This window comes from Paraburkholderia sp. WC7.3g, from assembly GCF_050436345.1.
GTDB classification, from domain to species: Bacteria; Pseudomonadota; Gammaproteobacteria; order Burkholderiales; family Burkholderiaceae; genus Paraburkholderia; species Paraburkholderia podalyriae.
Genome location: NZ_JBNDMA010000004.1, coordinates 237,209 through 249,588, shown reverse-complemented (window position 1 = coordinate 249,588; position 12,380 = coordinate 237,209). Strand labels below are relative to the sequence as shown.

The following is a 12,380-nucleotide window of genomic DNA, read 5'->3' as shown; positions in this document are numbered from 1 at the left end:
TGCAACATCGAATCGGGTCCTTTCGATCGAGGTATGCTGCAGAATTATTTAAGGTCCCAAACAATTCATTGTCAAGCGCCTCACCGTCACCGCGCGTTCGAATCTGGAAGAATGCATGACGCTAGAATGTGCGCATCAGATCGTTTAACTTCTTCAGCGGCATATCCCGACGCAGCCATCTGTACGGCTATTCCGATGTGGTAGTGACGAGGTGCGATAGGCAAAAAGTGCTATAGGTTTGAAGGAATTTTTGATTCGGCCAATGCAGGCGCCGTGATTGTTGAATCGAAATTCTTTCTCATTGAAGGCCATGCGTGCTATGGCGAACGACGCCGGTTGCGCATGCAATTTGCCGGGCGTACAGTACTCAGCGGACAAGTAATTAACTTTCAGATTTATCGATTCCGCGCACGAGGCAACGGCCTTGTGACTCAACTCTGCGTGACAAGAAACCTGGCAGTTGCAAGTTCGCAGGCTGTCGCCGCAGCGTTCATCGTTTGCCCGTGCATCAGCGTACCGTCTGTGTCGGAAAATCACCGGATCCTTTCTGCCATTCAGCCATGACGACGGTCCACAGCACAATGACGGAGAAGGCACCGCACAAGACTGGACCCTCTTCCACTCGCTTCGAAACGCTCGATGCCGGACCAGCCGACATCGGCGTAGCGCGGCAGCCATCTCGCACGAACCGGTCCGACGCATCATGACCCGCGCGCTCGCATCGTGGATATCGCGGTGCGTAGCACTCGCGCTGCTCGCCGGCGGTCTTCTGTCCGGTTGCGCGATGGTGACCGTCAGTTCACAAGGCCCCGAGCAGTACATCGCGATGCGCCGCGGCGATATTCTGTCGACCGGCCGTCTAAGCGCCGCGACGCGAGACACGCTGCACGTTGCCGCACTCGATGAGATCACCTGCCAACGCGAGCCGCTCGATTGCATCAATACGATCTCGACCGTTGGCGGAATCAATACGGACCGGCGACTGTCGAGCCTCGCCGAACTGTCTTTGCAGATGGCCCTCACGAATACGCCGACCCATGCCACCGAATGGAGCGACGCGCAATTCGATTTGTGGCTCAGGACCGCGCGATTCGCGTACGCATTTCTATTCCTCGGTCAGCGCACTGCCGGCGAACGTGCATTCGAAGATCGTCAGACCCAGGTTCGCGACTACTACAACTATGCAGTACAGGAACTGGCCCGCGCGCTGTTTCTGCGCGGTGCGCTCGAGACCGGTGCCAGCGACGTCGAGCCGGGCACGCAGTACATCGCAGGCTGGACCATTCATCTCGACTTGAGCCGCGTCCGGCTGCCCGAGGGCGTGCGCGAACCGCGCGAAGTCATCCCGGCGTCGCGGCTTTCCTTCGCGGGGATACGCAGCATTTATCGACGCGATGGTTTGGGCGCGGAACTCGTTGCTGTGATGAACGGGCCACCGCCTGAAGAGAATGCAGATGCGGGTGGCAATGCCGGGGGCGATAGCGGTGCGACGACGCGCGTCGATAGCCCCGCGAATGCTCCGCTCAAGGCGGGTGGGTCGTCACGAGTCGCGGGACGGCCGAGACCAGCGACGCGCTTTTTCAGCGAGATGCCGTCGCCGAACGTGACCGCCTTGATCTGGTTCAGCCAGGGCACGCTCGAACAGGTGCTTGCCTCGCATGATGTCGTGCTGTCCGTCTTCGATCCGTATCGCGAAGACAGTGTCGAGCGGCACGGCCAGACAGTGCCACTCTCGGCCAACTTCAGCGCGGGCTATGGGATCTGGCTTGCGCGCTCGGGTTTCGCGGGGCAATCATTGCGCACGCTGTTTGGACGCGCGCGCGGCATCGACACGCCGCGCATCTACATGATGCAGCCGTTCGATCGCAATCGACGGATCATTCTGATGCTGCACGGCCTCGCGAGCAGCCCCGAGGCGTGGGTCAACGTCGCCAACGATATTCAGGGCGATGAAGTGCTTCGCCAGCATTTCCAGGTGTGGCAGGTCTACTACCCGACCAACGTGCCGATTCTGGTCAACCTCGCGCGCATCCGGCGCGCCACGCAGCAGACGCTCGCGCACTTTGATCCACACGGCACGGCGCCGGCGTCGCATGGCATGGTGCTGATCGGTCACAGCATGGGCGGCGTTATCGCGCGACTACTCGTGTCGACTTCCGGCGACGAGCTTTGGACGACTCTCAAGGACAGGTATGTGCCCGAAGGCACCGATATCGATCGGGAGGACGAGCGGCTCAATCGGCTGCTGAACTTCACGCCGATGCCGCAAGTCGAGCGCGCAATATTTATCGCGGCACCTCACCGCGGCACACCGTTCGCGAGTAACCGGCTGGCGCGCTGGGTGGCCAACCTCGTGCGGCTGCCGCTCGCCCTGCTCAATGAGATCGAGGAAGTGATGCAGACGGCGACGAGCATCGAAGCGGAGGGCCAGACTTTCCATGTGCCGAACAGCATCGAACAGCTTCGCGAAACCGATCCTTTGATTCGCGCAACATCGCAGTTGCCGATCAGCCCGCAAGTCTGCTTCCACTCGATCATTGCACGGCGCCGCGAAAGCGGGCCGCTCGAAGATTCCGACGACGGCGTGGTGCCTTATCGCAGCGCGCATCTCGCTGCCGCAGTGTCGGAGAAGGTGATTGTGGCCGGCCACAGCGTGCAGCAGACGCCGCAAGCGATCCTCGAGATCCGGCGGATCTTGCACGAGGACATCGCGCAGATCGATGAGCGCGGGAGGGCTGAGTGCGTGAAGTGATGGCTAAGGGCTGAGTCCTTTGCGAGGGTTCGGGCTTGACCAGGTCGCTAGCGCATCATGTCGCCGAAACGCCAACGGCCATTCAAATCGATTCGCTACAAATTACGTATTAAACGTTACGACTTGTTGAGACGTCGGTATTAATTCAGGCGTTTTGCCGCGGTTGAGGGCAGCGACGTAGAGTCGGTCATTATTTCGACCAATTGGCGTGAAACAAAAGCGACGTGTCATGGAAATATGCTTTAAAAACAATTGGTTAGCATATAGTCGATGCGTTTCGGTATGTTTCACGGCGGACGAATTGGCGAAATCGACTGGCGTATGGCGCTTTGGCGCTCGTATTGATTAATCTTCAGCGATTTTTCGATATTTAGTTCGTGAAACAGACACGCTTTCTCGACCCCGTATATGGTGGCGCGTCGATTTGCCTTCGCCACGCTCGCTGACGACTCTTTGCGTCCGCGACCATTTCGCGGCCTTGCCCTCTCCTATCTTGTCGGCATCGTGCACTGAATCGCCTGCCGATGAGCTGGGAGCAGCGATCCTGATTGCGCGCTGAACGAGCGGTGTGGCATAGACTTATCCGGTTAGCGCGACAGGGCCAAATGGGACGAAGATCGATCGCGGCAGTCTGCACGTTCAGTGAGATCTTGACGCACAAGTTCGAAAGCTTTTAATCAACGGCCAACTCGAACCCTGTCCAGTGTCATCAGTTTGGCTTGACGTGTCTGCTCACTGACGACGCCGTGATGGTAGATCAACGCGACGACAGGCAAACATTAAGCACCCGGGCGGCGTCCGCGATTGACTTCCGGGCGTCGGGCACCGGGCCAAATCAGCACGGACATTTGATTCCAAGCGAGCTGGCGTGCCCGGAACGCGAGGCAGACACCGATTGCGAAACGCTTCACCTGCTTCGATTGCGCGGATCGCGATGCAAGGCGCAGCATCCCTGAACGCGATATTCCAGTGACGACGCCTCACGCTGCACATTGGCACACGTCGTCTGTTCGCTAGGGCGAGCCAGATTCACTGTCTTCTTTGCGTGTTCGTTCGCCGTCATTTCATCGCGAATCGAACAGTATGGATTCCCAGCAAAAGGAGAGCTGACTTTGCGATCGATAAGCGCTGGGCTTAGCGCTTCGCGCGTCTGTTGCATCGCGTAGTCCGAAACGGCGTTGCCGCGGTGGCTACGACAGACAGCGCCATCAAGGGCCCAGCGCTTTATGCAAAATCATGGTCTCTGCACGCCGCGCAGATTGACCGGGGTTCCGACAAGCCCGTGGTGTCCGATTACCGAGCGGAGCCTCGATGACAAGGAGGGCGGTCTTTCTCATCGCTAAGATTGGCTCCGACGTCGGCCGTGGAGAAGCGCATCGACGAATCCCGCGGATGTGCCGTGGCGTTGAGAATGATCGTGGAAGCCTGCCGGAAAGAGTTTTCGTTCAAAGGATAGAGGATCGGCCTTCCGCCCGCTTCGTCGTCTGGCACCCGGTGCCTGTACGATTTCGGTAGTGCCTTGGGGCAATAAGGCCGGGCGCGGAAGAGGGAACGGCCAGCTGGCGGGCCGCCTCATTATTCTGCGCCGGGGACGGCCTCGCCAATTCAACATCGCGCGGTCGACCCCGCAGCCGGCGCCTGCGAGGTGGTTCCGCGAACACACCACTGCGCGGATTTCCCACGAATCGTGCATGGCACGAAGGACGGTCGTTCGCACCGAACACGGCACTCTCGGACAGGCATCGGCCTGGGTCGACCATAGTGTCTAGAGTCTAGACACCCGGATGGTACTGATGAGGCGTCGTCTGACTGAGTGTCTAGACTCTAGACACTCTTCGTCCCGAACCATTCTGTCTGCCAAAAAAAAGCCCGCGCTGGGCGGGCTTCTCCACACTACAAACCGACCACCAATCAGTTCGTCTTCGGCTGCGATTGGAACATCTGCCCGATCAACTGCCGTATCTGAACTTCTTGCGCCTCGGTAATCACCCCAGTCTTGATCTTGATCGTGAAGTTGCTGACATCCTTCGTGATGCTTCCAGCGTGCTCCCGTCCCGCAAAAAACTTTTCGATGTTGCGCCCGCTGGTACCAGCCGACGTCGTCTGCCGCGTCGCCAGCGCACTGATCGCTGCGGCGGCCTTGCCCTGATCCATTTCCCCTCTCACCAACAGCGGCCAAATTTCGCGAGCGGCTTTAACGCCATCCTCGCCATGCTTTTTGATAGCCGCCGCAATTGCTTGCGCCGCGGTCCCGCCCAGTAGTCGCGGCTGAATATCGAGATCTTTCTTGATGAAGTCCGGCAGATTATCGAACGACAAAAACTGGTACAGACCTGCCCGCGACAATCCCATCGCTTCCGCCAGCCGCTTGCGATTCGGGAATTCCGTTTCCGATCGTCGGATCGCTACACCGATCTCATAGTCGGCAAGGTCGTCGCGGCTGATGTTTTCGACCATCGCGAGGACGGCCATGTCCGAATCGGAGCAATCCGCGACCACCGCCTTGATCGTATCCAGCCCCACCATCTTGTGCGCACGCCAGCGCCGTTCGCCCGCGACGATCTGATAGTCGTCCGCGACACGGCGGACCACGATCGGCTGCATCAGCCCAACTTCCCGGATCGACTCGGCGAGCTCGGCCAGCTTCGCTTCGTTGAACACGCGGCGCGGCTGCCAAGGGTTCGGCAAGATGCCCGCAACCGGCAGTTGCGAGGCAACGCCGGTCGATTCCAATTCCTGCACGCGAAGTTGCGCAACGGCCAGCGCGCCGGCGAGGCCGGGCGCCGTCTGCGTGCGGTTGCTGCGCTTCACCTCGTCCTCGTTGATCGACGAAGTCTTGCGAATGCCGGACGTCTTGGCCAGCAACTGTTCTCGCATATTGCTCATTGCGCGTTCCTCCATTTTTCCGAATAGATCTCATCGATCCAGCGACAGTAGTCGACGAGAGGCTGCCGCACGCGTTGCAGCGACTTGGCCGCGCTGTGATTGCTGCTGATGTCGAAGACCGTCGAGAACGCCAACGCGCCGGTGCTCATCACCGAGCTCGCCGGGACCTCGATCGAATGCAACCAGTTTTCGTACGCGCTTTGCGCCCACGCGCGCACGATCGGCGCCGACGAGTTCCGCCCATAATCGACCCGCGACAACACGAGCGAGACGAAGTCATACTTCTTGTCCTTCTCGAACTTGATGAAGCTTTTGGACACGTCCGAAAAGAGTCGCCAGAACGACAGCGAACTGATGAAGTCCAGGTTCTCCGGCACCATCGGCATCACCATGGAATCTGCGGCCATTAGCGCGTTCAGATTCAGATACGACAGCGACGGCGATGTATCCATCAGGATGTAGTCGTACTTCTTGCGCAGCGGCTCGAGCCCTTGACGAAGCACGGTCCAGAAACGGAAGCCCGGCCGGACCTTTTGCATGGCTGGCAGATGGAACTCTGCTCCGATCAGTTCCGTGTGCGCAGGAATCACGTCAATGCCATCCCAGTACGTCGACTGGACTCGCCCTTCGAGCCCACCTTCGATGTCCTGGTCATAGACGTACGGCAACACGGTATCTTCCGGCGTCACGTCTTTTTCGGCGTACAGTCCGCACAGTTCCGAAAGCGAAGCTTGCGGATCGAGATCGACCACCAACACTTTGCGTCCCCGCAACGACAATCCTTGGGCGAGGCACATCGTCGTCGTAGTCTTGGCGGAGCCGCCTTTGAGTTGCGCGGTGATAACGATCTTTCCGTCGGGCTCCTTCAGGCGCGTGACCAACGGAGTCTGGTAGATGTCGGAAATCTTTTGCACCCAGATCCGCGCTTCTTCCAGCGTGAAGGTCCGGGTTCGGCCCGTGCCGGCCGCTGTGCCCGAAGGCAAGTCTCCATCCCCTTTTGTCGCGAGATACTGAACCTGTGAGTGAGAGATGTTGCACATCTCGGCAATCTCGCCGGTCTTGAAAACGGGAGCCGTTTTTCGAGGACGCGGAGCCAGAATCGTGTCACGCAGCTCATTAGTGAAAATGGTGACTTTTTCTGCGAACTGGCTGATCTGCTCAAAGTGAACGGTTCGGTCTACGGCAGGAAGTTGGCTCGTTCTGACCATTCTGAGGTTTTTCCATAAAATTCCAGAAACCTCAGAATACAGGAAATACTTGAAAATAGCTTATTAAATTATTGTTTTTACGCTGATTTCTCCGAATTTTCGTACTGACGGACCGTTTCGGTCGCAGGAGCCGCAGTGGAAATTGAGCACGTATCGCTCGTCCAGCGTACGTGAGGGCACAAATGACCTCACCTTTGTCCGCGACCCCGGCTGCGAAATCGACAAGTCTGCTTAAATTCCCGGCACATGGTGAGGTCATTTGTGCACTTCCCCGGTTCGATAAGGACGGCACGGCGACATCCGGCACAAAGAACCTCACCATTATCGGAGTTTCGCGACCTCCCTGCGAACGTACAGCTCAGTGAGGGCGCAGTAGCACAATGAACCTCACCTACAAAAGCCGCAATGCTTCGCGCTGGACCGATAAACCAAGGCCATGCTGCAGCACCAAATGGAATCCATCACAGTTGAAGCACAACCAACCTCACCTTTGAGCCAAGCCAATGCGGTAGCTTCCTCTAAGCGTCGCACAATCAACCTCACCATGCTGCGCTGCGCCATCTCGATCAGCATTTATTTGTTGATCTCAGTTAGTAGGTTTTTTTAAAACGAGAGCAAACCGACAAACCAACATGCAGATACGATCATCAATCAATTCAACCACTTGAATGTTCAAAGGTGAGGTGCGTTGTGCTCAAGGTGAGGTTCTGTGTGTTCAGAGGTGCGGCTGGTTGTGCAGCAAGGTGAGACCAATTCCCCAGCAAGGTGCGGTTCGCTGTGCTTGACTGTGCCTCGAATCGCAAAGGTGAGGTGGGTTGTGCATCAGCGCGGAAATGAGGTCGGAAGTGCCGCGGCACAAGGACTTGGCGCACGGAGCGCCTCTTAAAAGGTGAGGTTCGTTGTGTACATGGTGAGGTTCTGTGTGCGAAATCGAGGAACAGAAGTGAAACGACGCTTCGGTTGCGGCCCCGTTGATGGTGAGGTTCTGTGTGTTGACAGCTCACCACTGCATGCTTACAGTCCCGTGAGCGAAAAAGTGGATGAAGAACATGGCCGCGGACAATCCGGAAGAGGGCAGGTCGAAAGCGACGTCACGCCAGATGGCGCTCGCGCTGTTCGAAGACATGTTCGATCAGGGACTGCGCATCAACGAGGCCAATCGCGAGATCGGTTATCAGCGCAACGATTTCTTCACTGAAATTGTCAACATGGGGCTGCCGGCGCGGCGCTTTCTCGATGCCGCGTACTTCATCGTCGCGCAGGAGCCCGAGCAGCGCGATCAGTACGACGTCGAACTCAACTACTTCAAGTGGCTGATGCGTTATGACAGCCGCAACCTGAAGCATTTGCGCACGATCGCCGACGAAGCGCAGAACGCAAAAGTCCGCGTGACGAATACGCCCGCGAACCGCGATCCGAATGAAGACGATCTGTGGGTGCAGGTCCAGTTGATCGGCATGGTCGGCTTTCATCGCGGACGTATGCGTTTCGACGTCCATCCGCGGCTCGTGCCGCATATCCGCGATCCGCAGAAATCGCACTGGCTGAGCTTGCGCATTTCCACCGCGTTCACGCGCAGTCTCGCGCGCGCGATCTATGACAAGGTCTTGCCGCATGTGCCAGCGGGACGCACCGACTGGATCCAGCTCGAGGAAATGCGCAACTGGCCTGGCAAAATGGGCGCGAACGCGGCCATCTTCAAATACTTCAAACGCGATTGGCTCGAGCCGGCGGTGCGCGAAATCAACGAAGTGTCGGACGTCGAGTTGTCGTACGAGACGCGGACTGCATCGACGGTGTCGAAGAAAATCGACCGCATCCGCTTCCTGCTCAAGCGCAAGGATACCGCCGACGCGGTACTCGCCAGCCTCGCGGACGCGAGCCATCTGTACAAGATTCTCACCGACGAATTCGGGCTGTCGACCAAACAGTTCAGCGAGATTTCGGAGAGCCGCGAGCTCTGGACCGACGAACGCATCCAGCAAGCCGTCGAATATACGCGCTTCAGAATCAAGCGCGGCCAGGTCAAGAAGAGTCCCGCCGGCTATCTGATGCGCGCGCTACGCGACAACTGGAAGATCTCGGACGCCGAGCGCACGATGGTCGACGTGCAGGCCAAACTGCTCGCCGACGAAGCGCAGGAACAGGCGGTCAAGGCCGAAACGAGAACGACCGTGGCGCACAGCATTGCGACGCGCGAAGAAGCAGTGCGCGCGCGCATGAACGAGGACTCGCGCAAGGGTCGCGACCATTTCAACGCCGCCGATGCGAAGACGCGCAAGGAACTGATGCATGCGTGGACGACGTCGCGCGAAGGCAAGCTGATGCTGCGTCGGATGAAGCTTGAACCGTCGACGGTCACCGAAGATGCGATCTTCGCCAATACCGAGCTGGTCTGGTATCTGGGGCAGTTCGTGTTCGGCCGGATGAACGCGGCCCGCGCGGCGGCGTGAAGTGAGCCGGCCATTACTTCAGACGCTCGGAACGCTCAGAACGAACCGACCAGCGAGCCCAGCACGATAACCACCACCAGTGCGAGCAACGCGCCGAGAATCCCGACGATCACGATGTCGCGATAGCTTTCGCGGTGCGTCGAACCGCACACGGCGAGCAGCGTCACGACCGCGCCGTTATGCGGCAGGCTGTCGAGTGTGCCAGAGGAAATCACGGCGACCCGATGCAGCAGCGCCGGGTCGATGCCGTACTGCGTGGCCAGTTGCAGATAGGTGCTGCCAAGCGCATCGAGCGCGATGGTGAGACCGCCGGAGGCCGAACCGGTCAACGCCGCGAGCAGATTGGCCGCGACCGCGAGCGATACGAGCGGGCCACCGCCGATGCTGAGCACCCATTCGCGCACGAGCGCGAACGCGGGCAGCGCGGCGATCACCGCGCCATAGCCGACCAGACTGCCGACGCTCAGCACCGGCAGCACCGATGCATTCGCGCCTGCATCGATCGTCTCGCGCAGCGCCGGCAGGCGGCGCCGATTGAGCAGCACGAGTACGACGATCGCGACGATGAGCGCCACGCACACGCCCCACACACCGGCGACCGCTCCAAGCGACGTCTCACCCCAACGGACGTCGGCCAGGTAGTCCGCGTCGATGCGCGGCAGCACGATCACGTTCATCACGAAGTTCGTCAGCACGACGAGCACGAGCGGCGCGAGCGCGACGCCGAACGACGGCAGATCCTCGCTGACATGCCCGCGCTTCGCTTCTTCCGGATCGAAACTCTGCGATACGCTTGCGCGCTCGCGCACGAGGTTGTCGCTGGCCGGCACCCTGGTGAATTTCGCCGCGCTGTTCAATTCGTCGAACCCTTCGTTGGCCGCCCTCGCGCGCGCTTGCTGCAAGGACAACCACCAAAGCCCGAACGCGACCATCACGATGCTCGCGATGATGCCGAGCCCGGGCGCGGCAAACGGCGTCGTACCAAAGAACGGCATTGGGATCGCGTTCTGGATCGCCGGCGTGCCGGGCAGCGCGGACATCGTGAAGGTCGACGTGCCGAGCGCGATCGCGGCCGGCATCAGACGGCGCGGAATATTCGCGGCCTCGAAGAGTGCGGTGGCCATCGGCGCGAGCACGAAGAACGCGACGAAGAGGCTGACACCGCCATAGGTGACGAGCGCGCCACCGATCACGACGGCGAGAATCGCCCGATGGGCGCCAAGCTTCGCCGTCATGTAACTGGCGATCGCCTTCACGGAGCCGCTGTCTTCCATCAGCTTGCCGAACAGCGCGCCGAGCAGGAACAACGGAAAGAACTGCGCGAGAAAACGCGCGGTGCTGAGCATGAAGGTCTGCGTCCAGTGCGCCAGAATCGGTTCACCCGAAATCGCGGCGGCCAGCATCGCGGCGAACGGCGCGAGCAGCAGTACGGTCCAGCCGCGATACGCGAGACCGATCAGCAGCGCGAGACTCGCGAGCATGCCAAAGAGCCCGAGACCGATCGCGAGCGGTGACAGGGTGATGACGTCCATGGTCAGACTCCGTCGAGCAACGTGTCGAGATCGAGCGAGGAGCGCACGCCGATCGAATCGCCGTGCTCGGTGAGGAACGTGTCCGCGGCACGCCGCCCTTCGTCGCGCAGCATCGTCAGAAAGCTCCACTCGGCGTTCAGCTTCGACGAGTAGCCGAGCTCGGTCATCAACTCGCTGGAGATCCGATGGATGCGCATCGCCGCCCAATGGCGGCCTTCATCGCTGCCGGCGTCCGCCGCGCGCCGCAGCAGCGCGATCATGCGCAGCTCTTTCAGCAGCGGCGAGTTGAAGGCGACCTCGTTCAGGCGGCTAATGATGTCGCGCGCGGTGCGCGGCGTTTCCTTGCGCTCGACGGGATTGACCTGGATTAGCAGCGTATCGCTCGACGCGCATTCGCGCACCAGCGGCGTGATGGTCGGATTACCGGCATAGCCGCCGTCCCAGTAGTCTTCACCGTCGATCTGGACGGCCTGGAACAGCGTGGGCAGACAGCCGGAGGCGAGCAGCACGTCGGGTGTCAGGTCGGCATTGCGAAACACGCGCGCCTGGCCCGTGCGCACTTGCGTCGCGGTGATGAACAGCTTGATCGGCGAGTCGCGCAGATGCGCGAAGTCGATGGAGTCCTGCAGGATCTTCGCCAGCGGATGCACGCCGCGCGGATTCAGGTCGTATGGAGAAAACAGGCGCGCCGCGAGGTCCATCGCAATGAAGAGCGGCGAGAAGTCGAGAGTCCAGCGGCCCATCATCACGTCGAGTGGGCTGCGGCGAAACGGGCTCAACACCGACGCTTCGAACACGCGTCGCCAGAACGCTTCGAGCGCGGCGCGCGCGCCGGCCGCGCCGTTGACCCGATAGCCGCTCACCAGCACCGCGGCGTTCATCGCGCCGGCCGACGTACCCGATATGCCTTCGATCTGCAGCCACGACTCTTCGAGCAAACGGTCGAGGACGCCCCATGTAAAAGCACCGTGCGAACCGCCGCCTTGCAACGCGAGGTCGATGAGGGCCGGTTCGCGGCGCGGGGGTTGGGTTTTCGTTGCAGCCAAGACGACTCCTGTAGCGAGGAGTGCTCCATTTTGCGAGCTGACGCCGCATGCACGGCGGACGAATGAACTGCTGGCCGATGCTTTGAACTACCGAATGACGTGCAGCGCGTTTCAAAGGCGAAACATCGCACTGCACCATCGGTATTGGAAGTGGGCAGTGCTTAAAAGTCAAGCGTCTTCAACTTGATTCACCGAACTTGCGCCAATCAGGCGGAATAAAGAAAGTCGGTTGTCATGCCAGGGTCAAAAACAGCGTGTAGCAGGGCCGGCTGGCGCGCCGGGCGGCGCCGCATACGTGCTCATGGATAAGCGGAGTATCTTTGCAGGGGAAACACGACAATGCATGCGGCATGAAGCAACCTGCGTTATCCGTTAGCGCGTGCCGCTCGAATGCCAATTCGCGCGTTTGTCTTCGCTGTTTCGGCTTGCGCTAATCGCCACGGGTTGATTGCAATGTAATGTATCGTCTCGGCGGCCGGATACATTACGACATAATTCGACTG

General features: G+C 59.8%; 6 protein-coding genes. 2 read left to right on the top strand and 4 right to left on the bottom strand.

Translation table 11 applies throughout. The features are described from left to right. Positions 1–703: 703 nt before the first annotated feature. On the top strand, positions 704–2,752 hold the full coding sequence (locus OKW43_RS34530) for an esterase/lipase family protein (protein ID WP_429452845.1): 2,049 nt from the start codon (positions 704–706) through the stop codon (positions 2,750–2,752). A 1,911-nt stretch (positions 2,753–4,663) separates the two neighbouring features. Here the strand turns inward: OKW43_RS34530 and OKW43_RS34525 are convergent. Next, positions 4,664–5,638, bottom strand: coding sequence for a ParB/RepB/Spo0J family partition protein (locus OKW43_RS34525; RefSeq protein WP_187634736.1), 975 nt, complete (start codon positions 5,636–5,638; stop codon positions 4,664–4,666). After that, positions 5,635–6,846, bottom strand: a complete 1,212-nt coding sequence (locus OKW43_RS34520; RefSeq protein ID WP_187634706.1) for a ParA family protein — start codon at positions 6,844–6,846, stop codon at positions 5,635–5,637. The genes OKW43_RS34525 and OKW43_RS34520 overlap by 4 nt, the downstream gene beginning before the upstream one ends. 1,049 nt (positions 6,847–7,895) lie before the next feature. Here OKW43_RS34520 and OKW43_RS34515 point away from each other — a divergent pair. Beyond that, complete coding sequence (locus OKW43_RS34515) at positions 7,896–9,299, top strand: replication initiation protein (protein WP_187634735.1); 1,404 nt, start codon at positions 7,896–7,898, stop codon at positions 9,297–9,299. A 35-nt stretch (positions 9,300–9,334) separates the two neighbouring features. Here the strand turns inward: OKW43_RS34515 and OKW43_RS34510 are convergent, their stop codons facing one another. Together OKW43_RS34510 and OKW43_RS34505 are read right to left on the bottom strand one after the other, a co-directional pair. Beyond that, entirely contained in the window at positions 9,335–10,831 is a 1,497-nt protein-coding gene (locus OKW43_RS34510) for a GntP family permease (RefSeq protein ID WP_187634705.1), read from the bottom strand. 2 nt (positions 10,832–10,833) lie between these two features. Then, the gene (locus tag OKW43_RS34505) at positions 10,834–11,877 is read right to left on the bottom strand and encodes a patatin-like phospholipase family protein (protein ID WP_187634704.1); all 1,044 of its coding nucleotides are present in this window, start codon (positions 11,875–11,877) and stop codon (positions 10,834–10,836) included. Positions 11,878–12,380 lie beyond the last annotated feature (503 nt).